This is a genomic window from Mesorhizobium sp. NFR06, from assembly GCF_900115245.1.
Classification (GTDB): domain Bacteria; phylum Pseudomonadota; class Alphaproteobacteria; order Rhizobiales; family Rhizobiaceae; genus Mesorhizobium.
In genome coordinates, this window is the sequence record NZ_FOVT01000003.1 from 321,793 (window position 1) to 346,781 (window position 24,989).

Annotated in this window: 25 protein-coding genes and 1 pseudogene; 4 read left to right on the top strand and 22 right to left on the bottom strand. The window is 64.5% G+C overall.

All coding sequences use genetic code 11. The annotated features are described in order from the left end of the window. Positions 1-19: 19 nt before the first annotated feature. Positions 20-427 carry a carboxymuconolactone decarboxylase family protein gene (locus F3H96_RS08240; protein ID WP_149791445.1) on the bottom strand — a complete coding sequence of 136 codons (408 nt, stop codon included), beginning with the start codon at positions 425-427 and terminating at the stop codon, positions 20-22. Between the two features lie 269 nt (positions 428-696). Continuing rightward, a pseudogene (locus F3H96_RS08245) lies at positions 697-912 on the bottom strand (sugar ABC transporter ATP-binding protein); the annotation flags it as partial. A gap of 107 nt (positions 913-1,019) precedes the next feature. On the opposite strand from F3H96_RS08245, the gene F3H96_RS08250 reads away from it, so the two are divergent. Further along, positions 1,020-2,021 (top strand): ornithine cyclodeaminase family protein, encoded by a 1,002-nt coding sequence (locus tag F3H96_RS08250; protein ID WP_149791446.1) that lies wholly within the window; start codon positions 1,020-1,022, stop codon positions 2,019-2,021. Continuing rightward, complete coding sequence (hutH, locus tag F3H96_RS08255; protein WP_149791447.1) at positions 2,018-3,514, top strand: histidine ammonia-lyase; 1,497 nt, start codon at positions 2,018-2,020, stop codon at positions 3,512-3,514. The genes F3H96_RS08250 and hutH overlap by 4 nt, the downstream gene beginning before the upstream one ends. 18 nt (positions 3,515-3,532) lie before the next feature. On the opposite strand, the gene F3H96_RS08260 is transcribed toward hutH, so the two are convergent. The 14 genes from F3H96_RS08260 to F3H96_RS08325 form a co-directional block, all read right to left on the bottom strand. After that, positions 3,533-4,336 carry a 3-methyl-2-oxobutanoate hydroxymethyltransferase gene (locus F3H96_RS08260; protein WP_149791448.1) on the bottom strand — a complete coding sequence of 268 codons (804 nt, stop codon included), beginning with the start codon at positions 4,334-4,336 and terminating at the stop codon, positions 3,533-3,535. A gap of 24 nt (positions 4,337-4,360) precedes the next feature. Further along, entirely contained in the window at positions 4,361-4,675 is a 315-nt protein-coding gene (locus F3H96_RS08265) for a MocE family 2Fe-2S type ferredoxin (RefSeq protein ID WP_149791449.1), read from the bottom strand. 42 nt (positions 4,676-4,717) lie between these two features. Then, the gene (locus F3H96_RS08270) at positions 4,718-5,803 is read right to left on the bottom strand and encodes a fatty acid desaturase family protein (RefSeq protein ID WP_149791565.1); all 1,086 of its coding nucleotides are present in this window, start codon (positions 5,801-5,803) and stop codon (positions 4,718-4,720) included. An 82-nt stretch (positions 5,804-5,885) separates the two neighbouring features. Continuing rightward, a complete protein-coding gene (locus tag F3H96_RS08275; protein WP_149791450.1) occupies positions 5,886-7,067 on the bottom strand; it encodes an aldose 1-epimerase family protein in 1,182 nt (393 codons plus the stop codon). Between the two features lie 4 nt (positions 7,068-7,071). After that, entirely contained in the window at positions 7,072-7,845 is a 774-nt protein-coding gene (locus F3H96_RS08280) for an ATP-binding cassette domain-containing protein (RefSeq protein WP_149791451.1), read from the bottom strand. Between the two features lie 5 nt (positions 7,846-7,850). Further along, positions 7,851-8,870 (bottom strand): ABC transporter permease, encoded by a 1,020-nt coding sequence (locus tag F3H96_RS08285; RefSeq protein WP_188131322.1) that lies wholly within the window; start codon positions 8,868-8,870, stop codon positions 7,851-7,853. Between the two features lie 60 nt (positions 8,871-8,930). Further along, complete coding sequence (locus F3H96_RS08290) at positions 8,931-9,875, bottom strand: substrate-binding domain-containing protein (protein ID WP_149791453.1); 945 nt, start codon at positions 9,873-9,875, stop codon at positions 8,931-8,933. Positions 9,876-9,943: 68 nt separating this feature from the next. Further along, on the bottom strand, positions 9,944-10,858 hold the full coding sequence (locus tag F3H96_RS08295) for a sugar phosphate isomerase/epimerase (protein ID WP_149791454.1): 915 nt from the start codon (positions 10,856-10,858) through the stop codon (positions 9,944-9,946). A 60-nt stretch (positions 10,859-10,918) separates the two neighbouring features. After that, complete coding sequence (locus F3H96_RS08300) at positions 10,919-12,007, bottom strand: Gfo/Idh/MocA family oxidoreductase (protein WP_149791455.1); 1,089 nt, start codon at positions 12,005-12,007, stop codon at positions 10,919-10,921. Positions 12,008-12,042: 35 nt separating this feature from the next. After that, complete coding sequence (locus tag F3H96_RS08305) at positions 12,043-13,113, bottom strand: ABC transporter ATP-binding protein (RefSeq protein ID WP_149791456.1); 1,071 nt, start codon at positions 13,111-13,113, stop codon at positions 12,043-12,045. Between the two features lie 3 nt (positions 13,114-13,116). Further along, positions 13,117-14,202 (bottom strand): ABC transporter ATP-binding protein, encoded by a 1,086-nt coding sequence (locus F3H96_RS08310; RefSeq protein ID WP_149791457.1) that lies wholly within the window; start codon positions 14,200-14,202, stop codon positions 13,117-13,119. A 1-nt stretch (position 14,203) separates the two neighbouring features. Further along, positions 14,204-15,160: a sugar ABC transporter permease gene (locus F3H96_RS08315; protein WP_149791458.1), complete on the bottom strand. Its 957-nt coding sequence runs from the start codon at positions 15,158-15,160 to the stop codon at positions 14,204-14,206. Further along, positions 15,157-16,017 carry a carbohydrate ABC transporter permease gene (locus F3H96_RS08320; protein WP_149791459.1) on the bottom strand — a complete coding sequence of 287 codons (861 nt, stop codon included), beginning with the start codon at positions 16,015-16,017 and terminating at the stop codon, positions 15,157-15,159. The genes F3H96_RS08315 and F3H96_RS08320 overlap by 4 nt, the downstream gene beginning before the upstream one ends. Before the next feature lie 80 nt (positions 16,018-16,097). Then, positions 16,098-17,711, bottom strand: coding sequence for an extracellular solute-binding protein (locus F3H96_RS08325; protein WP_149791460.1), 1,614 nt, complete (start codon positions 17,709-17,711; stop codon positions 16,098-16,100). 125 nt (positions 17,712-17,836) lie between these two features. Between F3H96_RS08325 and F3H96_RS30425 the strand changes: the two genes are divergently transcribed. Together F3H96_RS30425 and F3H96_RS08330 are read left to right on the top strand one after the other, a co-directional pair. Beyond that, positions 17,837-18,004, top strand: coding sequence for a hypothetical protein (locus F3H96_RS30425; protein ID WP_188131323.1), 168 nt, complete (start codon positions 17,837-17,839; stop codon positions 18,002-18,004). Between the two features lie 61 nt (positions 18,005-18,065). Beyond that, complete coding sequence (locus tag F3H96_RS08330; protein ID WP_149791461.1) at positions 18,066-19,094, top strand: LacI family DNA-binding transcriptional regulator; 1,029 nt, start codon at positions 18,066-18,068, stop codon at positions 19,092-19,094. Positions 19,095-19,127: 33 nt separating this feature from the next. Here the strand turns inward: F3H96_RS08330 and F3H96_RS08335 are convergent, their stop codons facing one another. The 6 genes from F3H96_RS08335 to F3H96_RS08360 are packed head-to-tail and all read right to left on the bottom strand — an operon-like array spanning position 19,128 to position 24,987. Beyond that, entirely contained in the window at positions 19,128-20,192 is a 1,065-nt protein-coding gene (locus F3H96_RS08335) for an ABC transporter ATP-binding protein (RefSeq protein WP_149791462.1), read from the bottom strand. After that, on the bottom strand, positions 20,192-20,980 hold the full coding sequence (locus F3H96_RS08340) for an ABC transporter permease (protein ID WP_149791463.1): 789 nt from the start codon (positions 20,978-20,980) through the stop codon (positions 20,192-20,194). The genes F3H96_RS08335 and F3H96_RS08340 overlap by 1 nt, the downstream gene beginning before the upstream one ends. Then, positions 20,980-21,849, bottom strand: coding sequence for an ABC transporter permease (locus F3H96_RS08345; RefSeq protein WP_149791464.1), 870 nt, complete (start codon positions 21,847-21,849; stop codon positions 20,980-20,982). Before F3H96_RS08345 ends, F3H96_RS08340 begins: the two co-directional genes overlap by 1 nt. 27 nt (positions 21,850-21,876) lie before the next feature. Next, complete coding sequence (locus F3H96_RS08350) at positions 21,877-22,941, bottom strand: ABC transporter substrate-binding protein (protein WP_149791465.1); 1,065 nt, start codon at positions 22,939-22,941, stop codon at positions 21,877-21,879. 40 nt (positions 22,942-22,981) lie between these two features. Beyond that, a complete protein-coding gene (locus F3H96_RS08355) occupies positions 22,982-23,956 on the bottom strand; it encodes a PfkB family carbohydrate kinase (protein ID WP_149791466.1) in 975 nt (324 codons plus the stop codon). Beyond that, positions 23,953-24,987 carry an ADP-ribosylglycohydrolase family protein gene (locus tag F3H96_RS08360; RefSeq protein ID WP_188131324.1) on the bottom strand — a complete coding sequence of 345 codons (1,035 nt, stop codon included), beginning with the start codon at positions 24,985-24,987 and terminating at the stop codon, positions 23,953-23,955. Before F3H96_RS08360 ends, F3H96_RS08355 begins: the two co-directional genes overlap by 4 nt. Between the last annotated feature and the right edge of the window lie 2 nt (positions 24,988-24,989).

The following is a 24,989-nucleotide window of genomic DNA, read 5'->3' on the forward strand; positions in this document are numbered from 1 at the left end:
AGAAGGGAAACCCTGCGCCTCACTTCACCTCGAACTGCGGATCGAGCGGAATCTGCATCGCCGTGACCAGGTGATTGGTCTGCCCCGCCAGCCCAATGATCGACACCAGCTCGCCATGCTGCGCATCGGTCATGCCCTTGGCGCGCGCTGCCGCCGTGTGCGAGTGGACGCAGTAGGAGCAGCCATTGGCGGTCGAGACAGCGATGTAGATCATCTCCTTGGTCAGCGGATCGATGGCGCTGTCGGCGACCATCACGGCCTTGAGCTGTTCCCACACCCGCTTCAGCGAGACCGGGTCGTTGGCAAGCCCGCGCCAGAAATTGTTGACGAAGTCGGATTTGCGCGTCGCGCGGATGTCGTCGAACACGGCCTTGACCGCGGGGATCTTTTCGACCTCGGCGTCGCTCAGCAGTTTTGTGGTGGCCATGGCGTTTCCTTTCGTTTGAATCGTTGGTCGAGGTCGTTGAATCAAGCGTTGCGCGCAAACGGCTAACCTATTTGTCTAATTCAGTTTTTTAGCTCGAGATAACACACTGCCGCGGAGCTTGGCCGAAGCACTTCAGCGTCGTCATTCTAGGGCGGAGCAAGGAGCGTAGCGACGCGCGCAGACCCGAGGATGACGAAGCACAGGGCGCCTCGGCTAATCTCCATGGTGTTCGACCCAATGGGTACGATCATCCACTCTTTTCCCCGCCCCTAATGCACTGCCGCGTACATGATTTTCTCCTCCGTCGCCTCCGCCGGCGAGAACTCCTCGACGATGCGGCCCTGGCGGCAGACGAGGATGCGATCGGAAAGGTTCATGATCTCCGGCAGTTAGGACGAGATGACCACGACGGCGAGACCCTCGTCGGCCAGCCGGTTGATGATCTGGTGGATTTCGGCGATGGCGCCGACATCGACGCCGCGAGACCTGCCAGGCCGATCGCGAGAAAGTGCCAGTCCGGAGCTTATCCAACAAACTTCCGCGCGGGCCGATCGCCTGTTATGGATAGACGCCGGGTAGCCGAGGAACACGCATGAAGCCCATCTATATCGACTACCTCAATGCTCTCGACATCGAGGCGCTGGCCATGACCGACGCCGAGATCATTGGCGCCGTCGAAGCCGGGCTCGTCGCGCAGGGCAACGGCCGCACGGTGATCGAGCCGCGTGTCCATCTCGAACCCGACCCGTCCTTCCACGGCCATTTCAATGTGCTGCGTGGCTATGTGGCGCCGCTCGATGCGGCCGGCGTCAAGATCGTCGGCGACTATGTCGACAATTACATGCACGGCCTGCCATCGGAATTCGGCATCCTCAATCTTTTCGATCCGCGCACCGGCACGCCGCGCGCCATCCTCGACGCCACCGTCATCACCGACATGCGCACCGGCGCCGTGACCGCAATCGGCGCCAGGCATCTGGCGAAGAGGTCATCGAAGGTGCTCGGCCATATCGGCGCGCGCGGCACGGCCTATTGGAACGTGCGGTTGCTCGACCACCTGTTCGACTTCGACGAAATCCGCGTCCATTCTCGCCGGCCGGAAAGCCGCGACGGCTTTGCCGCGAAACTTTCGGCCGATCTCGGCAAGAAAGTCATCGCCGTCGCCGACTGGAAAAGCTGCGTCGATGGCGCCGATATCGTCGTCGAGGCCTCTCGCCTCAACGAGCCGCAGCCTCTGCTCAAGACTGAATGGATCAAGCCCGGCGCGCTGGTGGTCCCCTATGGCACGATGAGCGCCGTGGAGCTGTCGCTGACAGACATCATGTCCAAAATCGTCGTCGACGACTGGGGCCAGTGCAAGGGCGGCAAGTTCGGCTCGCTGCGCGCCCATGTCGAGACCGGACGTCTGAGCGAGACGACGCTTCATGCCGAGCTCGGCCAGATCGCCGCCGGTCGGAAGGCGGGACGCGAAAGCGACGACGAGACGATCCTGTTCTGGCATCGCGGCCTCTCGCTTTCCGATATCGCGCTCGGCAAGGCCATGCTCGCCAAAGCCGGCGAAACCGGCATCGGCCAGAGGCTGCGCTTCGCATGAGCCCCCTCGTTCTCACCGGCGCCGGCGTCAGCATCGAGGATGTTGCTGCCGCCGCGCGCAACGCCTGCAAGGTCGAAGTTACGCCCGCCGTCCTCGAGCGGCTCGCCAAGGCGCGCCAGGTGCTCGACGCCGCCGCGGCCGGCGGCCAGCAGATCTATGGGCTGAACACCGGGCTGGGTGCCAATCTCGCCACGACAGTCGAAGGCGACGCGAGCGCCTTCCAGCGCCAATCGATCGAAGGCCGCAGCGCCGCCGTCGGCGAGGCTCTGCCCATGCCGACCGTGCGAGCGGCAATGTTTGCCCGCGCAGCGATGCTCGCTTCTGGCGGGTCGGGCCTGTCGCCGCGCGTGTTCACGGCGCTTGTCGAGGCGCTCAATGCCGGCGTCCATCCGGTGATGCCTTCGCTGGGCTCGATCGGCGCCGGCGATCTTCTGCTGATGACGGCGATTGCGCGCGTGCTGATCGGCGAAGGCGAAGCTGAATACCAGGGCCGCCGCATGCCTGCCGCCAAGGCGCTGATGATGGCGCGGCTCGCGCCCGTCAGCCTCGCGCCGAAGGACGGTCTGTCGCTGATCAACGCCTCGGCGATTTCCACCGGGACCGGGGCGCTGGCGCTGGCCGATGCGCTCTCGTCGCTCGAACAACAGCAACAGGCCGGCGCGCTGACGATGGAAGGCATCGGCGCCAATCGCACTATCCTCGATCCGCGCCAGCATCAGGCACGCCCAGGCGCCTGCCAGCAGCGGGCGGCAAAGGCGCTGCGCGACATGTTGGCGCGCGATGAGGCGCCGACGCCGACCACCATCCAGGATCCGCTGTCGATCCGCTGCATGCCCTCGATCCACGGCGCGCTCATCCAGGCGATCGACCATGCCAGGCTTGCCACCGAGATCGAGCTCAACGCCGCCGCGGACAACCCGCTGGTGCTTGCCGAGGATGCGCTGGTCATGTCGACCGGCAATTTTCACACCGCCTCGCTGGCGCTCGCCTTCGAAACGCTTGGCCTGGCGATCGCGCAATGCGCGGCGGCATCAGCCGCCCGCTTCGTCCAGCTCAGCGGTTCGACCCGCCATGGCCTGCCGAAATACCTGTCGCCGGTCGGCGGCGCCTCCGCCGGCTTCGTCCCGCTGCAGAAGACGGTGATGGCGATCCTGGCCGCGATCCGCCACAAGGCCAATCCGGTGATGCTCGATTTCCTGCCTGTATCCGAAGGCGTCGAGGATCACGCCACGCAGACGCCGCTCGCCATCGCCAAATGCGCCGAGATGATCGTGCTGTGGCGGCGGGTGGTCGCGTTCGAGCTGATGGCGGCGGCGCAGGCCGTCGATCTGCGCGAGGGCATAACGCTCGCACCGGCCACCGGCGCAATCCACGCGGCCGTGCGTTCGCATGTGGCGACACTCAAGGAAGACCGACCGCTCGGCATCGACGCCGAAGCGCTTTACGCCGCCCTCGTCAGCGGAATTTGGCAAGGTCCGCCGGCCACAGGCTGAAGCTTTTCGGCTCTTGGTTCAGGACCTTGCGTCTACCTTCTTCATGAAGAGGGCGAGCTCATTCGGGTCCATCCGCACGACATGTCTGTCTTCCGGATAGGCACCGCTGTTGACGTCGGCGACGTATTCGGAAAAGGCTGCGATGCGCTCAGCCTGCAGCCGGTCGTACTCGGCGGCGAAGTTGCGGTAGACTTTCGAGTGGCGCGGCATGTGCCCGCGATTGGTGCCGAGAATATCTTCGGCAAACAGATATTGCGCGTCGCAGTCGCTGCCCGCGCCCATCGACAGCATGATCAGCGACGTGCGCTCTGAGATGGCCTTCGCCACCTCAATCGGGACGACCTCGATCTCGGCGCCGATGGCGCCGGCGGCTTCCAGTTGCTTGACCGCCTCGAACACCTGCATGGCCGTATCGGCGGTCTTGCCGACCGCCTTGAAGCCGCCGGTCCAGGTGGCGCGAGACGGAATGAGCCCGACATGGCCGATGACCGGAATGGCATCGTCGGCCATGCGCTTGATCGTGGCATAGCCGGCGCTGCAATAGACGGCGTCGGCGCCTGCCTTGTAGAGCCGGAACGACCAGCGCACGAAATCGTCGGCCGTGCCGATCTCGAAGAAGTTGTCGCCCGGCATGGTGAAGAGGCTGGGCGCGGCGTCACGATATTGCGGATTGAGCACCAGCTCCGGCGGTACCGAGACGATGTCGATACCGGCCCGCTCGGCGGCCTCGGCCTCTTCCAGCGTCAGCACGCGCAGCATGGTCAATTGCCGCTTGCCCTTCATGGCGCGCAGATCAGCAACGGTCGGTCTCTTTCGGCTCATCGATACATCCTTGTCTGTTGGCTTTCAGCCGATCTCGACCATCACCTTACCGGCCTCGACCTTGACCGGGTAGGTCTTGAGATTGACGCAGACCGGCGCGCCCTTCGCCTCGCCCGTCTTGTAGTTGAAGCGGCCGTTGTGCTTAGGGCACTCGATGATGTCGTCCATCACCAACCCGTCGGCGAGATGCGCCTTTTCATGCGTGCAGAACCCGTCGGTGGCGTAGAATTCGTCGTCCGGCGAGCGGTAGATCGCAAAGCTGCGGCCGCCATGGTCGAAGCGGATCACGTCCTCCTCGTCCACGTCGTCCACCGCGCATGCCTCGACCCATTCCGCCATCGTCTTCTCCGGCCATTATCTCTCTGGATTGATCCGCGATGCCTATTCGGCGGCCGCGGCAGTTATGTCCAGCTCGTGGAACTCGCCGCGATAGGGCTTGGCCGTCGGCGGCAATTCGCGCTTGAGATAGTAATCCTCGTATTTCAGTTGCCTGAGCAGCACCGGCCAGACCTCGCGATAAGCGTGCCACATCGATGGGTTCGGCTCCGGCAGATCGTGCTTGATCAACTCATGCAGCTTCGGCAGCGCGTGGTACGGCACCATCGGGAACATGTGGTGCTCCACATGGTAATTCATGTTCCAGTAGATGAACCGGCTGATCGGATTCATGTAGACGGTGCGCGTATTGAGCCGGTGGTCGGTGACGTTGTCGGCCAGCCCGATATGCTGCAGCAGGCCGGTCAAGACCATGTGCCAGGTGCCGTAGAGGCGCGGCAGGCCGATCAGCACCAGCGGTATCCACCACTTGAGCGCGATCGCGACGGCGATCGTCGCGGCATACACAACCATATGCCAGCGCGCCGCGATCACCGCTTTATGCTGCTCAATCTCCGGGATGTAGCTCTTCTCGTCGTCCGACAATTTGCCAAAAGCCTGGCGCACCAGTGTCGGCAGCGAATAGCGGAAGTCGAGGATGCCGGTGAAGGCGAGTGCCGCTTTGAGCAGATCCGGCGGCCGCATCACCGCAATCTCGGCGTCGCGGCCGACGATGATGGTGTCGGTGTGATGGCGGGCATGGCTCCAGCGCCACTGCACCGGATTGCGCATCAGCATGAACGAAGCGATGTGATAGACGACGTCGCTCATCCAGCGCGTGCGGAACGCCGTGCCGTGGCCGCATTCATGCCAGCGCGAGTCGCTCGACGAACCATAGAGCACGCCATAGACGAACAGGAACGGTACGACCCACCACGTTCCCCAGAACCAGATGATGCCGGCGGCCGAGCCCAGGATCGCGGCGATCCAGATGATGGTGTCGCGGATCGCCGGCCCGTCCGAACGCTGCATCAGCACCTTCATGGTCTTGCGCGCCACGTCGGTGTGATACCACTCGGCCGACGCGAGCCCGGTCTCGATCGCTCGCCGCGTGCTTTCGCCGACAAGGCTGTAATCGCGCTTTTTTGCCATCGTCACATTGGCCTCCAATCTTCACGCAGCGCTGGCGATCCGGTCCGCCGGCCGGAGAGCTTGCTATGGACAATTGTCGCGCTCATGCCCTGCCCGCCAGTTTTGGGAAGTTCCCGGAGGGCTGAGGATAATCCTGCTCGGGCTGGCGGGCGATGGCCGCGATCCTGCGTTCGGCGCCGGCGATAGCATCCTGGCCGTCGAGGACGCGAAACACCGCGTCATAGGCCCGGGCTTCGCCATGCTCCAGCCAGATCATCTCGCCGCGCTCGCGCGCGGCAAGGTTGCCCAACACATGGTGGGTCGACGGCTCGATGCCGAGCGCATACTGGCCAGCCTGGAAATTCTGCCACTCGTAACAACAAGGCAACTGGTCCTTGCGAGTGACGACCTCGAAGCCGAGGCCGAGGCGGTCGTTGACGACGGCCACCGACACCTCGCCCCCGGCGTCAGCGGCAAGCTCATGCTGCCAGACCTGTTCGCTGAACCCGAACTTTGGCTTCGGAATGGTGCGGTAGCCGACCTTCTGCGCTTCGTAGCGCTCGCCCGCATGCGCCGCCCACACCACGTCGCGGATCGGCGCGAGATAGCGAGAGCCTTCGTCGAGCAGGGGATGCCCGACATTGACGTGGTAGAAATACATATGCGGCGTGCGGTGGAAGCCGTGGTTGACGACACGGTCGGAAACCCGGATCTCGCCGCCGCCGACATCGGCCTCGATGCGGCGGATAAGGTGCAGGTCCTCGCCGAACACGCTCGCCTGCTGGACGATGCCTTCCGCCCACAGCGCGCAGCGATCGCCGTCCCAGCTTTCGCCATAGCCGGTGAGCCGCGCAGGGATGGTGCCGACGCGCCCATGCAGCGAATGCGTTACCGTCTTGCGGCCCGGATAATTGTAGTTTTCGGCCGGCACCTCGTCGCGGCCGAGAATGTGGTCGAGCCCGCAGGTTACGAGCAGGCCGGAGAAGGAGCGCCCCCAGGCAAACCCGTCCTCGCCTTCGTAGTCGTGCAGCCCGGGATGGCGGAAGCCGCTCGGCGAATGCCAACCGATCGCCTGGCCCTTGTACTCGCAATCGGCGATGTCGAGCGCCCGGTCGACGAGCGCGGTAAAGCGCAGGCCCGAACCGGTGCGGAATTCGAGCATGCGGATGCCGCGCTCGACGCCGTCGCCGAGCGTCATCAGCCGCACGCCGGCGAATTGCGACAGCATGCCGGAGCGTTCGGCGACCTGCCGGCGTGAAAGCGTCTGGCCGTAGAGCTTCACCATGCCGTCACTGCGCCCTTTTCATCAAGGCCGACACATCGGCGCCGGTTATCAGGCTTTCCACCGTCAGAAGGTCGGTGTCGGCGACCGTCTGCTCGGCGACGATCTCGCCGCGCCGCATGACGATGATGCGGTCGGCGACCTCGAACACATGGTGGATATTGTGGGTGATCAAGAGCACCGAATGTCCTGCCTCGCGCATTTCCTTGACGAAGCGCAGCACGCCGTGGGTTTCCTCGACGCCGAGATTGTTGGTCGGCTCGTCGAGGATGATCACCTTGGCGGCGAACTGCATGGCGCGCGAGATCGCGATCGACTGGCGCTCGCCGCCGGACAACGTGCTGACCAATGCGTCGGCGTCGAGCTTCTTCGAGATGCCGACGCGCTTCAGCAGCGCCGACGCCGCATCGCGCAGCTTGGCGAGATCGATCGGCGCGAAGACGCCGAGCCATTTGAGATTGACGGGCTCACGACCGAGGAAAAGATTGCGCGCGATGCTGAGGTCGGGCGCGAGCGAGGTGTCCTGGTGGATGGTCTCGATGCCGAGGTCCATCGCCTCGCGGGTCGAGCGGATCGAGACCTTCTCGCCCCGCACATAGATATCGCCGCGATCGATCGGGAAGACGCCGGAGATCGCCTTGATCAGCGTCGACTTGCCGGCGCCGTTGTCGCCGAGCAGCGCCACCACGTCGCCCTCCTTGAGCGTCAGCGAGGCGTTCTTCAGCGCGCGCACGCTGCCGAAGGATTTTTGCAGATTCTGCAGCCGGAGCACTTCCTGCATCGTCTTCAGCTCCTTGCGGCGTTTTTCTGCAGCAGCGCGTGCAGGATCAGCATGGCGAGGATGATGACGCCGACGAAGATGTTGTAGGCGAGCCCAGGCACGCCGACGAGCACGATGCCGTTGCGGATCGCGCGCAGCATCAGCGCGCCGACGATGGTGCCGAGGATGGTGCCGCGGCCGCCGGTGAGCGCCGTGCCGCCGACCACCACCATGGCGATTACCTCGAGCTCATAGCCGGTTCCCGCCACCGGCGAGGCCGCCGAAATGCGGAAGGCGCTGATCATGCCGGCGAGCCCGGCAAGCACCGAGGTCAGAATGAACAGCCAGATCTTGACCGCATCGGCCGGCACCCCGCGCGCCACCGCCGCGTTGCGGTTGGAACCGATGGCGCTGATCCAGTTGCCGAGCTTGGCGTAGCGCAGCACATAGACCGCGAGCAGCGACAGGCCGACGAACCACCAGAGCGAGGTGTAGAAACGGAACGCGCCGATGTTGAAGCTGCCGGCGAGCAGCGTGACCAAGAAGCCCGGCTGGTCCCAGGACTTCAGCGGAAAGCCCTGCGTGATGTAGAGCGCCGCGCCGCGCACGACCAAAAGCATCGACAGCGTCACCAGGAAGGACGAGATGCCGATCTTGGTGACGATCACGCCGTTGATCGCGCCGATCGCGATGCACAGCAAAAGCCCGGCAAGCAGCGCCACGCCGATATCGACGCCGGCGTTCTGCACCGGGAGCATCACCACCACCGGGGCGAGCGCGAACACCGCGCCGACCGAGAGGTCGAATTCACCAGCGGTCAGAAGCAGCGTCATGCCGAGCGCGATGATGCCGAGCTCCGGCAGGAACGCCATCATGTTGGAGATGTTGAGCGGCGACAGGAAATTGCCGTCGGCGACCGCGAACACCACCAGAAGCACGACGAGGATGACGAAGGAGGAGAATTGCGGTGAGCGCATCAGGCTCGATCGGCCTTTTGTGCGCCCTGCGTCGTCCTCCGCGGTGATTGCTCCGACTTGCTGAACCATGACTTGCTGAACCATGCTGCTTGGCTGACGCCCGCCGCGCGCGCGGCGGGCGTCAGGTCTTCACTTTTTGTCGTAGAGCTTCAGGATCGGTTCGACGCTGGACGCGTCGTAGAGGCCGAATGTGTGGATGTCGTAGCCGATCGGCTCGCCCGAAGCCGCGAGTCCGAGCAGCGCGACCGGCATGAACCCTTGCGCCGAAGGATACTGCCAGGCGGCGGCGTTGACGAACCCGTCCTTGACCGCCTGGGCCGTCTCCTTGGAATTGCCCCAGCCGACGACCGGGATCTTGCCGGCCGGGATGCCGGCGCCGTCGAATACCCGCTTGACGCTGGCCGCCACGGAGTCGCCCAGCGCGATGATCGCCGGCGGATTGTTGGCCACCATATAGTCGGTCATCTTGGCGATGATGCCGGCCGGATCGGTGCCGCAGTCGACCACGTCATATTTGACGCCGAGCGGATCGAAGACGCCGGCGATGCCTTCCGTCTCGAGCTGCTGGTAGCTGGCGCCGGGAACCTCGACCGGCAGAAACACCTTGTCGCCCTGCTTCACCATCTTGTGGTCGACGAGATACTTCGCCCAGGTGGCGCCGGCTTCCTTGAGGTCGGCGCCAACATAGGCCTCGCGTCCGGTCGCCGGATCGTCGGTGTTGAAGAACACGATCGGGATGCCGGCCGCCTTGGCAGCCTTCACCTCCTCGGTCCAGAGACCCGGCTGCGCCGAGGTGGTGGCGATGCCGTCGGGCTTGGCGGCGAGCGCCGAGTTGAAGGCCTCTTTCTGCGCCGCCATGTCGCCGCCGCTGAAGGAGACCTTGCAGGTGACCTTGAGCTGGTCGCAGGCCTTGGTGGCGCCGGCATTCCAGTCGATCCAGAACGCATCGGACGGACCGCCATGCGACAAAAGGTAGAACGTCTTCTGGCCGTCGGCGGCCTGCGCCGCAGAGCTGAACGCGACACCGGCGAATACGATCGCCGCGGCGGCCAGCTTCAATCCAAACTTCAACATCTCGTTTCCTCCACTCCGTATCTTTGCGAATGCAGGCGCCGCTCCAAAACAGGCGGCGCCTTGCGGTGTCAGAGGCCGTTGGCGCGGAACTTTCCGTCGAGGAACGTCTTGGCGCGCGGCACGTCCTCTTCCGACAGATGCTCGATGATGACCGGGATGTTCGGGTGCTTCTCGGCCAGACGCTTGAGGTAGAGGTCATAGTTCAGCGAGCCGAGGCCCGGCGCCGGCAACTCGATCTCGCCGACACCGCGGAAGGTGTGGCTTTCCATCGCGTCGGCGTCGCCGATATCGGCATGCTTCTCGGACTTGTCGTCGCCCGAGCGCTTGACGTCCTTGGCGTGGGCTATTCTGATCTTGTCGGTCAGCGTGTCGAAGACCTGGTTGAGGATCTGGTCCATCCGGTCGATGTTGTGGGTCTCGAAATAGTTGGTCGGGTCCATCAGCAGGCCGAGGCCGGGATGGTCGACCTGCGCGAACATCTTCACCGTCTCCTCGACCGAGCCGACGACGTTATTGACATAAGTCTCGAGCAGGAAGACCGCGCCATGGTCGTAAGCCGTCTGGGCGAGGTCGGCGATCACCTTGCGGCACTCCTCGAAACCTTCCTCGGTCTTGTTCTTGGGATGGTGCACCCAGTCGGACTCGGTGTTGTAGGTGCCGGTCTCCGAGATCACGTAAGGCGAGCCGAAATGGCGCGCATTGCGGATGATCTCCTTCAGATAGCCGACGCGCTTTTCGCGCTCCGCCTTGTCGGGATGGATGATGTTCGTGTAGCCCGACACGCAGCAGATCGGCAGGTTGTGGTCGCGGAAGGTGTCGCGCACCTTCTTGGCCTTGTCCTTGGTGATCTGGCCCGCCGAAAGGTCGATGTCCTTGAAATGCAGGTCGAGCTGCACCGTGTTGAAACCAAGGCCGCGGATCTTCTGTGCCGTCTCTTCGAGGCCGTACGGGAAATAGCCCGTGAAAATACCTGCCTGCATCATGATGTGAATTCCTCCCTGTAAGCGATTCAGTTTCCAGTGATTTCAGTTGATCGGGTTGTTTCAGGTGATCGGGATTTCGGAGAGCTTGACCGTCCGGCCCGCTGCCATCGAGCGATAGCCTGCCTCCACCAGCGCCATCGTCTTGACGTTGTCGGCGACGGAGAGCGCCGGCGGCGCGCCCGTCTTCACGGCGTGCTGGAGCTGCTCCATCACGCCGATGAAGGCATGCGGGAACCACATGGTTTCCCAGCTTGGGCTCACCCATTCGCCGCCGGTGGTCTCGGCCGAGGCATAAGTCAGCGTCGAGGCCGCACCGGTCGGCCAACCGATCGTTCCCTTGGCGACGCCCTTGGTGCCGTCGACGCGCCAGTTGATGTGCTGATCGTCCTTGTAGCCTTCCTGGCGCGGGCCGGACCAAACGTCCTCCAGCGACACGGCAAGCACGCCGGACGGGAAGCGCAGCGTCGACACGGTGATGCCGTCGGAATGATCGAAGCGCGTCCGCGGGTCCTTGCGCGTCAGGGTCGTGATCTCGTCGGGATCGCCGAACAGGAAGCGCAAGACGTCGAGATGGTGCACACTCATATTGGCGAGCGTCAGCCGGTCGTAGTCTTCGAGGAAGGTCTGCCAGTGCGGGATGGCGTGCATGTCGATCTGCGCGAAGACGATGTCGCCGAGCTCGCCAGCGTCGATGATCTGCTTCAAGACGCGCATCGACTGGTCGTAGCGCATGTTCTGGTTGACCGAGAGGATCTTGCCGGCTTTCGCGGCCTCGTCGCGCAGCTTGACGGCTTCCTCGACCGACAGCGCCAACGGCTTCTGCGCCAGGATCGCCTTGATATGCTTCTGCTTCAGCGCGTGGCGGATCAGCGCCGGCTGCTGGTCCGGCGGGAAGGCGAGATCGATGATCTCGACGTTCGGATCCTCGATCAGCCGTTCCGGCGTGTCGTGCACGGTCGGAATGCCCCAGCGGGTCGCGACCTTCTGAGCATTCGCCTTGGTGCGCGAGGCGATCGCCACCACCGGAAAGCCGGCTTCCTTGTAGGCCGCCAGATGGCACTCGGCCATGATCATGCCTGCCCCGACGCAGCCGATCTTGTAATCCCTGGTGCGAACCTTGACGTCCGGCTCGAAGCCTTTGCTTGCCATCTCTTCCTCCCGAAATTCAGTGCTTGCGGCCGCCGTCACAGCGCGGCTCCATCCTGGCCGAAATAATGGACGCGGGCCGGCTCGCAGGATATTGCCACCATCGCGTCCGGCTTGATGTCGGGCTGGCCGCGCAGCAATGCCCGCAGCCGCGCCTGCCCGGCGGCTAAAGTCACGACGGTGTAGCCGCCGAGCGGCTCGACCTCGAACACCCGCGCCGGGCGGCCCTTGCCCCCATCCGCCATCTCGCTGTCAATCCAGGGCTTGACCTTGACGTCTTCCGGCCGCAGCCCGATCTCGACCGCCTCGGCCGGCGCCTTGGCATCGGCAATGCGGATTGCCCCTTCAGCAGCCTCGATCCCGCTTGCGCCGCGCACCGACGGCAGGATGTTCATTATCGGCGAGCCGAGCATGCGCGCCACATAGGCGCTTGCCGGCCGGTCGTAGATTTCCGCCGGCGCGCCGACCTGCCTGATCCGGCCGTTTTCCAGGATCGCCATGCGGTCGGCGACCGACATCGCCTCCTCCTGGTCATGCGTGACATAGATCAGCGTCTTGCCGAGCTCGCGCTGGATCCGTTTCAGCTCGACGCGCGTCTCCTCGCGCAGCCGCGCATCGAGCGCCGAGATCGGATCGTCCATCAGATAGGCTGCCGGGTCGCGCACCAGGGCGCGCGCGATCGCCACCCGCTGCCGCTCGCCGCCCGAAAGCTGCGCCGGCGGCTTGTGCAGGATGCGACCGATGTGAAGTTTTTGAGCGACATCGGCCAGCCGCTTCTCGATCTCGGCTTCGCCGACCTTCCGCTCGACCAGCGGGAAGCGGACATTGTCGCGCGCGCTCATATGCGGGAACAAAGCCAGGTTCTGGAACACCATGGCGACGTTGCGCTCAGCCGGCGAGACGCCGTTGACCGGCTTGCCGCCGATCTGGATCTCGCCTTGATCCGGCACTTCCAATCCCAGCACCAGGCGCAGGATCGTCGACTTGCCGGACAGCGGCGGCCCGAAGAAGCAAAAGAACTCGTTGTCGTCGACGGTAAAGGAAGCATCGTCGACGGCAAGCGTTGCGCCGTAGCGCTTGGTGACATTGCGGAAAACGATATCGGCCATGGTTCAGCCCGCCTTCACTGCGAGGCCGGTGGCGGCGTCGAAGACGCGCACCGACGAAGCCGGCGGCGCCACGACCGCCGTCTGCCCGATCGACAGCCCGACATCGTTCTCGAACACCGCCTTCACCGCGCTCTCGCCTTCGCCGAGATGGACGATGGTGCGCGCGCCGATCCGCTCCACGAAAGTCACCGGCATCGACAGCCCGCGCTCGGCGAGCCCCACCTGCTCGGGCCGGAAACCGTAGAGCACGTCGCCGCGCACCGCTCTCACGGCCGAAGCGAGCTCGTCCGGCAACGGCGGCGTGACGCCGAGCGGTCCCAGATCGATCACCAGCCCGCGATCGCTTGCCGCCGGCTTGCCCTTGATGAGGTTCATGCCCGGCGCGCCGATGAAGCGGGCGACGAAGACATTGGCCGGATTGTTGTAGACCTCGAGCGGCGTGCCGACCTGCTGCAGCACACCGTGATCCATCACCGCGATGCGGTCGGCCATGGTCATGGCTTCGAGCTGGTCGTGGGTGACATAGACCATCGTCTGCCTGAACTGGCGCTGCAGCTGCTTGAGCTCGGTGCGCATCACTGCCCGGAACGCCGCGTCGACATTGGACAGCGGCTCGTCGAGCAGGAAGATCGCCGGCTCCATGATCGCCGAGCGGCCGATCGCCACGCGTTGCAGGATGTTGACCGAAAGCCTGTCCGCCTTGCGGTCGAGCAATGGCGAAAGCTGCAGCATCTCGGCGATGGCGCCGACGCGGCGGTCGATCTCGGCCTTGCCGGCGCCGCGCATGCTCGGCCCGTAGGCGAGGTTCTGCCGCACCGACATATGGGTGAAGATGGCATAGTTCTGAAAGACGAAGCCGACGCCGCGCCGCCCCATCGGCACGCCGGCCATGTCACGCTCGCCGAACAGGATCTTGCCGCTGGTCGGCTCCTCCATGCCGGCGATCATGTTCATCGTCGTCGACTTGCCGCAGCCGGAAGGCCCGAGCAGCGCCATGAACTCGCCGTCTGGTATCTCGAGGTCCATCGTCTTCAGCGCGGTGAAATCGCCGAATTTCTTGACAAGATTCCGCAGATGGATCGCGCTCATCTCACGCCCCCTGCCTGGCCGCGGCCAGGCGCTTCATGGCGTAGACCGCGACGATCGAGAGTACGATCAGGATGGCTAAAGCGATGGCCGCCACATAGCCCCAGATCAGGTCCTGCGTGGTGACCTTGTAGATGTAGACGGAGATCGTCTCGGTGGCGACGCCCGGGCCGCCACCGGTCATGATGTAGAGCGTGTCGAAGATCTTGAAGTTCTCGATCACCCGGATCGCCAGCGCGATGATGATGATCGTCTTCATCTTCGGCAGCACGATGGTGGTGAAGCGCTGCCAGGCATTGGCGCCGAGCAGCGTCGCCGCCTTCATCTGGTCTTCCGGAACTCCGACAAGGCCGGCGAGCAGGATCAGGAACATCAGCGGCGTCCACTGCCAGATATCGGCGATCATGACGGCGATCAGCGCCAGGGTCGGATCGGAGAGCCAGGCGATGGTCACGGGACCGCCGACGACCCGCGACAGGATGTCGTTCACCGGCCCTCCCGACTGGAACAGCATGAAGAACATGTAGCCGGCGACCGCGGGCACGACCATCATCGGCATCAAGAGGATCGAATAGAAGATGCGCTTGCCGGGGAAATCGTCGGCGAACAGCGTTGCCAGCGCCAACCCAAGCAGGAACTCCGCTGGCACGCAGACGAGCATGACGACCGCCGTGCGCTGCAGGGCGCTCCAGAAGCGGGTGTCGGCGGCAAGGTCGGTGTAGTTGGCGAAGCTGTTCCACATCTCCCAGGCGTTCCACCAGCCAATGCCCGAGAGCGGCGACCAGTCAGTGACGCTGATATAGAGCTGCATCAAAAGCGGGAAGGCCGAGATGAACAGCACCAGGACCTGCGCCGGCAGGGTCAGCCGGAAACCCAGCCGCGCGCCCTCGTCCCGCTGGGCCGGCTTGGCGCGCGCGGTGCCCATCTTGTCCTCCGAAATCGTCGCGGTCACCGCGCTCATTGCTTGAGCGCTCCGAAGGTCAGCCCGCGCACCAGATGACGCTGGATGGCGATGCCCATGATGACCGGTGGCACCGCCGCGATCAGTCCGAGCGCCGCCTTGGCGCCGTAGAGCTGCCCGGTCATCGAGGACGACAGCGACGCCATATAGACGGGGATCGTCACCCACTCGCGCGTCGTCAGCAGCAGCGCGATCAGATAATCCGACCAGTTGAGGATGAAGACGAATAGCGCGGCGCTCGCCAGCGGCGCGCGCATCATCGGCAGCGTGATGCGGGTGAAGACGCGCAACCGCGAGCATCCCTCGACGAGTGCGGCCTCCTCGATCTCGCGCGGCATGTCGTCGAAGAAGGTCTTCATCAGCCAGAAGGCGAAGGGCAACGTGACGATGCCGTAGATCAGCGCCAGCCCCCACCACGTGTCATTGAGATTGAGGAATGCCCACATGATCATCACGGGGATCATGACGGCCATTGGCGGAAACAGCCTGAGCTGGATCAGCGCCAGCGGCAGGTTCTGGCCGGAGCCGAAGCGCGACAGGCCGTAGGCCGCGGCCGTGCCCGCCGACATGGCTATCGCGGTCCCGAACACCGCCGACAGCAGTGACGACAGGATCGGCTTCAGCGCCGTGTGATCGAGCGCGACGATCAGGTCGTTGGTGGAGTGGCCGAAGACGAACTGGAAGTTGGCAAGCGTCGGATGCTTCGGCCACCAGGTGAGGTCGGCGCCGGTCGCCGACCACTCGCCGATCGGCTTGAAGGCCATCGACACCATCCACAGGATCGGCACCAGCGTCACCGCCATCGCCGCGAGGATCGCGGCGTAGCGGAATATCTCGAAGGGGACGGAACGCTTCATCTGGCTGCTTTGCTGGTGGCGTTGCTGGCGAAGGGGAGGAGCAGCGCCCCTCCCCTCCTGTTCTGATCCAGGGAGGCGGATCAGCTGATCGGATCGAGAACGGTGGGCCAGGCCTCCTTGTTGGTCTTGATGGCTTCGAGCAATTTTTCCTCGCCGGTGCGGCGGGCGATTTTCTTCCACTCGCGCTCGGTGTCGGCCATGGCCTGCTCAGGCGTCTTGGCCTTGGTCAGCGAGGCCATGAGGTTCTCGTCGAGCGCGTTGTGGAAGGCGGTGGCGCCGGGATAGTTGATGGTCGGCACCGTGCGCGCCACCGTCTCGCGCACCACGTCCATGTGGTAGGCGTGATAGGTCTGGCGGACCAGCGGATCGGAGAAGTCCGAGAGCCGGAACGGATCGAGATAGCCGCCGGGATTGGCGCTCATCCAGGCATAGATGCGGGCGGAGCCGAGCCACTGCAGCAGAAGGTAGGCGGCCTCTGGATTCTTCGACTGCGACGACACCATGCCGGTCAGCGAGAACCACAGCACGGAGCGGCTGATCAGCTTGCCGTCGATCTCGCGTCCCGGCGGCAGCATCGAGCCGATCTTGCCGGTGACGGCGGAATCCTTGTTGCCGGCATTGTCGAGGAATTTCGGGAGGTTGGAGAAGGCGCAGGTCATCGCCGCCCCGCCCTTGGCGAAATTGCCATACTGTTCCGGCCAGCCCCACGAGATCGCGTCCGGCGAATGATGCGCCAAGGAATCCACGTATTCCTTCGTCGCCGCGATGCCATGCTCGGAATTGATCAGCGGCTTGCCGTCGTCGCCGAACAGGAACTGGTTGGGCGAGGCCATCGAGACATAGCGCTGGTACCAGTTGGTATAGCCCCAGCCCTGGTTGCGCAGGTCGGTCGAGCCGAACAGGCCCTTATCCGGCCGCTGGAAGAAGGCCCCGACCTCGCCGTGCTGCTTCCAGGTCTTCGGCGGCGCCAGGTCGTAGCCGTATTTGTCCTTGAAGGCCTTCTGCTCGGCGGCGTCGCCGAACAGGTCGGTGCGGTAGACCCAGGTTTGGAAATCGCCGTCCAGCGACACGCCATAGGTCGAGCCGCGATACTGGTTGAGCAGCGACACGCCCTTGGCGCCGTTCACATAACCCTGCTTCGGGTCGTCCCATTCCGGTCCGTGCTTGGCGACGAAGTCGTCGAGCTTGGCGATGCCGCCGGTCTCGGCAAGGTCGCCGAGCCGGTTCCACTCGGTCGAATAGATGTCGTAGGCCCCACCCTTGGTGGAGATGTCCTGCATCGTCTTGGTGAATTCCTGACCGTTCGGCAGGCCGACGATTTCGATCGGGATGCCGGTTTCCTTCTCCCACAGGTCCTTGATCGACGGCGCGCCGGCCGGGAAAGGCTTGGTCAGTTGGCCGATCGAGCCGTCGGACAGGCCAAGCACGATCTTTGCCGGCGCCTTGCCCGCCGCCTTCAAGGCCTTCGCCGCCTCGACGGCGCGCCCTTCCGGCGTGTCGGGGCCGTACTGATAGTGTTCCGCGCCGTCGAAGCCGGTCGGCCCGCCGATCATGCCGGGCGCCAGGGCATCCGCCGCGAAAGCGCGGCCGGGACGAATGAACTGCGGTGCAATACCAGTCGCGGCGACGAACACCGCCGCCTTTCCTCCGGACGCCAGAAGGCGGCGCCGCGAGACGCGGATCAAATCAGTCATTGGAACTCCTCCCTCAAGGGCCTGTTCCTCCATGGCCCTTATGAGGGATATTGACGGAACCACGTCGAGCCTGTCAACATCATAAATAGTCAAAACACATCATAGGATCGCAAATGAGGGAGAGAATGCAGTTCATCGAGCTTGCCATGTCGCACCCATTGCTTGGATTTGAGGGGCTTTTTCATCAATCCGGCCGGCATTGCCGAGCCTTCGCAGCCTTATGTAACGCGCCGGCTTGCATGCGGGCCAAGGCCGGTTACATCATTTCACATCAGAATCGCGGTCGCGGCTGAGGCATTTTTCGGAACGGATTGGAAGCTGCGTGATTTTGATGCTTGCGATGAGGTGCTCGACGTGCGGTCAACCCTGACAGACATAGCCCGGGAAGCCGGCGTTTCTCCGGCCACGGTCGACCGTGTGCTGAACAACCGTCCAGGCGTGCGGGCTCGCACACGCGAGATCGTCATCGAGATGGCGCAGCGCCTTGGCTACATCGCCGAGACCCCGAATGGCACCCAGCAGCGATCGGCGCCGGGCCAGACGATCAGGCTCGACTTCGCGCTGCCCGCTGGCACCAACTCCTTCATCAAGCTGCTGCACCGTCATATCGAAGCCCAGGCGCTGACGCGGCCCGATCTCGATGTTCGCGTGACGACCATCGAAGGTTTCAATCCCGATCGGCTCGCCCGCCTGCTGCAGGATCTCCATGGCCAGTCGCAAGGCGTCGGCGTCATCGCGCTCGATCATCCGACGGTGCGCGAGGCGATCCGCTCGCTGTCGGCCAGCGACGTCAAGGTCGTCACCATCGCCTCCGACATCCTGCATGTGCCGCGGGTCGCCTATATCGGCATCGACAACCGCGCCGCCGGGCGGTTGGCCGGCTATCTGCTCAACCGTTTCATGGGCGCCGGTCATCCGGGCAAGGTGGCGCTGTTCGCCGGCTCGCTCGCCTATCGCGGCCATGAGGAGCGCGAGATGGGTTTTCGCCATATCGTCGCCGAGGAATCCCCCAACCTCGAGATCGTCGAGATGCGTGAAATGCTGGACGATCGCGAGAAGGCCTATACGGAGGCCTCCGCTTTGTTCGAGCGCCACCCGGATCTTGCCGCCATCTACAATGTCGGCGCCGGCAACACCGGCATCGCCCGCGCGCTGAAGGAGCGCGGGCGGGCGAAGGAGATCCTCTTCCTCGGCCATGAGGTGACAGACGGAACCAAGGAGCTCCTGCTCGACGGCACGCTGGACGCGGTGATCGACCAGAACCCGCGTGTGGAGGCCAGGGAGGCGCTCAACATCCTGTCCCACTCCGTCAGGGGATTGCCCTACGAACTGCACCAGCCGCGGCTGCAGGTCATCTTCCGCGAGAGCATCCCGGAGATCTGAGCGCTCTCGGCCCGGCTCCGAGGATCGGTAGCCTCAGGCCGCGATCAGCACGGTGCTGTCCGGCGACCAGCTGAGCATCACGGGCTCACCTTCGGCCAATCTTTCGGCGCCGGTGTTTTGGACGATTACCTTCAGCGTCTGGCCTTCCCGGTCGACGAAATAGGTGCTGCTGTTGCCGGCGAAGATGCGTTTTGAGACCTTCCCCTCGAGCGTGTTGGCATCGACTCGATCAGGCTTTGCCGAGCCGGTGGAAATCTGGATGCGCTCCGGCCGAACCGCGCAGCTCGCCTTGGCGCCGGCCGGCACGGACGCGCCTGAGGCGGCATTGATCGTCGTGCCGTCTTGCAGCCTGATCCCGCTGCCGGTCGCATCGCCGCGGAAGATGTTGGCGTCGCCGAGGAAGGTCGCGGCGAACTCGCTTTGCGGCCGGTCGTAGATCTCCTCCGGCGGCCCTTCCTGCACCAACCTGCCGTCGCGCAGGATGCCGATGCGGTCGCTCATTGTCAGCGCCTCTTCCTGGTCGTGCGTGACGAAGATGGTGGTGATGCCGATCTCGCGCTGGATGCGCTTCAACTCTATCTGCATGTCGACGCGCAGCGCCTTGTCGAGCGCGCCGAGCGGCTCGTCGAGCAGAAGCACGCGCGGCTTGGTGACGATGGCGCGCGCCAGCGCCACGCGCTGGCGCTGGCCGCCGGATAGCTGGTGCGGCCGACGGCCGCCGAGCTTGCCGAGTTGCACGAGGTCGAGCGCGCGCTGCACCTCGGCAGCGATCGTCGCCTTCGCTTCGCCGCGCACCGAAAGGCCGAAGGCGACATTGTCGGCGACGCTCATATTGGGAAACAGCGCATAGTTCTGGAACACCATGCCAATGCGGCGCTTCTCGACCGGCACGCGCTCCACGCTCTCGCCGCCGATGGCGATGCGACCGGCGTCGGGGAAATCGAAACCGGCGATCTGGCGCAACAGCGTGGTCTTGCCGCTGCCCGAAGGTCCCAGCAGCGCATAGAAGCCGCCGTCGGCAAAGTCGATCGAGACGTCGTCAAGCGCCTTCATCGCGCCGAAGCTACGAGAGACGTTCGCGACCTGCACGCCTGCCATTATTTCTCTCCGCCGAATTTGAAGAAGCGCGCCGTGAGCAGCATCAGCCCCATCGACACAACGATGATGATCGTCGACACCGCGTTGATCTCCGGGGTAAAACCCTTGCGGATCGCGGCATAGATTTCGACAGGCAGCGTCGTCTGGCCGGGCGTCGACAGGAAATACGAGACCACGAACTGGTCGAACGAGACGGCAAAAGCAAACAGCCCGCCTGCGATCACGCCAGGCATGATCCAAGGCAGCGTGACGCGCATAGTCACCTGCCACTGATTGGCGCCGAGCGAACGCGCCGCCTCTTCCAGCTCCGGCGCGAAGGTCTGCAGCCGGGCCGACACGACGACGATCACATAAGGCAGTGCCAGCGCGACGTGGCCGAGCAGGATGGCAATGAGCCCGCGGCCGATGCCGACGCCGAAGAAGAAGATCAGCATCGCGGTGCCGGTGATCAGCCACGGAATGGCGATCGGCGGGAAGAGCAGCGCCTGCAGGACTTTCTTGCCGCGGAACTCGTAGCGGTAGAGCGCCAGCGACGCCATCGAGCCCAGCGCCGTTGAGATGATCGTGGTGATAACGGCGATCTCGATGCTGTTCCGGGTCGCCGCGATCAGCTGGTCGTTCTGCCAGAGCGAGGCATACCAGTCCGTCGTCCATTCGAACGGCAGCTGGTAGAAGGGCGAGGCGTTGAAGGACATCGCCCCCATGATGATGATCGGCAGATAGAGGAAGCCTAGCAGCAGCACGACGTAGAAGCGGCCGAGCCATTCGAGGATGCGCGTAGTCGCCATCAGCCGGCCCTCCGCAAGACCGGCGCCGCCAGCGCCAGGATGATCAGCACGACGGCGAGCAGGATGAAAGAGAGCGCCGCGCCCAACGGCCAGTTGAAGACGGCGACGAACTGGTCCTCGATGACGGTGCCATAGAAGGTTCCGGTGCGGCCGCCAAGGATGCGCGGTTCCATGAAGGACCCGACCACCGGCACGAAGATGAGTGCTGAGCCCGCGATCAGGCCGGGCATCGACAGCGGGATAATCACCCGCCGTAGCACCTGCCGCCGCGAGGCGCCGAGCGAGCGGCCCGCCTCGATCAAAGAATCGTCGATGGCCTGCAGCGTGAGATAGCAGGTGAGCACCATGTAAGGTACGTAGGAGTGCACGAGGCCGATGATGACGGCCGGATAGGAATACATCAGGTCGATGTTGATCTTGAACGGCAGCACGGCGTTGAGCGCGGTGTCGAGGATGCCGCCTTCGCGCAGCACCATCGCCCAGGAGAAGATGCGCACCAGCCCGTTCGACCAGAATGGCAGGATGACGAGCAGGAAGATCGCCTCGCGGCTGCGCCCTTTGAGCACTTTGGCCAGCACATAGGCCGCCGGATAGCCGATGACGACGCACCATAGCGTCACCTCGAGGCCGAGCCGAAGCGAGGCAAACAGGAGCGTCGAATAGAGGCTCTGCGAGAAGAAGGCGGCGTAATTGCCGAGCGTGAACGCCCATTCCTTCCCGGCCAACGGCAGGTCGGTCATGAAGGAGAAGAACACCATGGCCGACAGCGGCAGGAAGATCGCCACCGTCAGCCATAGATAGGCGGGAAGCAGAAGCGGCAGGGCAGGCCTCAGTCCGCGGCGCGAACCGGTCGCGAGCTGGTCAGCCATTTTGCCTCTCCTCCCCGAAGACGCCGGTTACTTCACGTTGACCTTCAGCTCCTGCCACAGCGCCAGGTACTTCTCGCGCTGCTCGTCGCTGACCGGCGCCTGGAACTGGATGCGCTTGGCGACCTCGGGGCTGCCCATGACCTTGCGGTTGAAGGCATCCTCGGGCAGCGCCTCGACCGCCTTGGTGTTGGCCGAGACCGGCGCGCCGACCTTGGTGACCCATTCGACATAGAATTTCGGGTCGATCATGTAGTTGATGAAGGCCTCGGCGCCGGCGACGTTCTTGGAGCCGACGGGGATCGAGAAGGCGTCGAGCCATGCGACAGCGCCTTCCTGCGGGATGACCAGCGAAACCGGCAGCTTGAAATGCGTCTTGGCGCGGTCGGCCGAGCCGCTCCAATAAGTGCCGATGTCGATCTGGTTGGACGCGACCATCTGGTTCCAGTCGTTCTCCGAGCTCCAGAAGGTCTTGATCTGCGGCATCAGCGAGGTGAGCTTCGTCTTGACCGCTTCCATGTCCTTGATGTCGTTGATGTTCTGCCCCGACGCTATAGCGCCGAATTGCACCGCCTCGACGGCGTCGTCGCGGATGATGACGCGGCCCTTATGCGCCGGGTTCCACATCTCGGCGATGCTGGTCGGCGGCTTGTCGAACGACTTGTCGTTGATGGCCAGCGCCGTCAGGCCCCAGACCCACGGCACGCCATAGACCTTGCCGTCATGGTTGAGCATCGGCGAGCCGGCCTTGTCCTTGGCGATGTCGGCATAGTTGGAAAGTTTCGAGACATCGATCGGCTGGATCAGCTTGCCGGCCATCGCCTGGTCGTTGAAGGCGGCGTTGATCATGACGACGTCGTAGAGGCCGGGATTGGTCCGGATCTTGGTCAGCATCTCCTGTTCGGAGTTGAAGAAGTCGTTGACCACCTTGAAGCCGGTCGCCTTCTCGAAATTGGCGACCGCCCACGGCTCGTCGGCGCCGTAGCCTTTCCAGTTGAGCACATGCACTTCTTCGGCTGCTTGGGCAGCCAGCGTGAATGCTGAGACGAAGACGGCGGTCGCCGCCAGAAACGCGGTCAGTCGGGGCATGCGCATGTTTTCTTTCCTCTCATTGTTTGCCCGGTTGATGGGCTTGTTAAGTTGCGGTCGCTTCCTCATGGCCATGCGAGGTCGTTGCTTGGCCGTGCTGGCTGAGGAATTCCTGGATTTCCGTGTCGGTCGGCGCCGAAGACCCGCCGTGGCGGGTGACCGAAAGCGCGGCAGCCGCATTGGCATAGCGTGCCGCATCGCAAGGGCGCATACCGCGCCAAAGGCCACTGACGAAGGCGCCTATATGCGTGTCGCCAGCCCCATTCGTGTCGACCGCTTCAACGTCGAAACCGGGCACCGCGCGGGTGCCGCCGTCGGCCGTGCGCACAAGGCAGCCATGCGCGCCGGCGCGGATGACGACGCCTCCAGCCTTGGGGCAATGCTCGGCAAGCAATCGGATAGCGACCGTCTGGGCATCGCCCGCGCCGGCGATTTCGGCGGCCTCATTGGTGTTGCAGCTGAGCCAGGTCGTGCGCGCCAGCACCCTGTCCAGGATTGTCCGTGGAATGTCGGCGATCACCGGTGTCGGATCGAACACGAACGGAATGCCGGCCGGCAGCGCCTCGATCCAGTCGGCGAGCGCGTCGCGGCTGCCAGGATAGCTCAGCGTGTAGCCGGAGGTGAAAACCCAATCACCAGGGACGACTTGGACAGGCGCCATCATGTCCTGCGTGAGCCGGCTCTCGGCGCCCGGCCAGGAGACGAAGGTGCGCTCGGCGTCGCCGCTGATCATGGCGACGCAATTGCCGCTGTCCATGCAGAGCGACGGCGGCGTCAGCGTCTCGATGCCTTCGGCCGCGAAAGCGGCGCGCAGGAAGTCCCCGTCCGGCCCGGTGCCGAGCTGGCCGCCGAACACCACCTTCATGCCGGTTCGACTTGCCGCGACCATCATGTTGAAGCCGCCGCCGGCGACCCGGGCATAGCTCGTCGCCGTCTTTTCCGTGCCGGCCGCCGGCAAGGCGTCGATGCGGTAGACATAGTCGACCACCGCGCTGCCGACATGGACGAGCCGCCCGCTCATGCGGCATCCTCCTTGCCTGGGCCTGCCTTCCCGGTTCGCGCTGCGACGAGATCGTTGGTCAGCGCGCGAACCTTCGCAATGTCGATGCCGTGCAGTTGGGCGATGCGATCCCGGGGCAGCTCCGACAGGCCGGCGCAGGCGCCGGCCATGCCGGCGGCAATGGCGCCGATCGTATCGGTGTCGCCGCCGAGATTGGCCGCGATGACGGCCGCCCGCCATGCTTCCCCTTGCGCGACTTCCAGCACCGCGAAGGCCGCCGGTACCGATTCCTGGCTGGCGACGCCCGTGCCGACGAGGTCGACGATCAGCTTGATCGCTTCTTTCTCCGTCCTGCCCCGAACAAGCTCCTGCGCCCAGAGAATGCGCGCGGCGATGTCGCCGCCGGTGACCCAATGGCCGAGCGCAGCACCAAGTCGCGCCGCTGCGACCGCATGGCCTGATGCGGCGCGCCAGTCGCCGCCCGACACACCGAGGCTGACCGCGGCGGCAACGGCGGCAGCCGATGCAATGGCGATCGAGGTGTTGTGCGTCGCCCGGCAGGTTTCCGCGACTTTGGCGACGAGCGCATCGAGCGGCTCCGGCGGCATCATGATGCCAACCGGCGCGATGCGCATCGCCGCGCCATTGGTGTCGCCGCCACGTCCGGCCTCCTCGGCGGGCACACCGCTGTTGATGGCGTCGATGGCGCGCTTGGTTGACGGTCCAAGCAGGTCGTAGCTGCCGCGCGCCTTCACGTCCCGCTCCCAGTCGAGCAGCGCGTTGACCCAGCGCGCATGGTCGAAACCCTCTCCGGATTCCGCGAGGATGCGGCCGAGCAGCAGCGCCTGCTCGGTATCGTCGGTGATCGCGCCGGCCGGCAGCCCCTTCGACACCGGGTGATCGGCGGCAGGCGCGACGAAACCCTCGACATGGCCGTAGAGTTCGGCGATGCGGGCCGGCGACAGAAGCTGCGTCGGCATGCCCAGCGCATCTCCCAACGCCCCGCCGATCAGCGCGCCCATTGCCCGATCCATCAAGTCAGCGTCCGCCATGC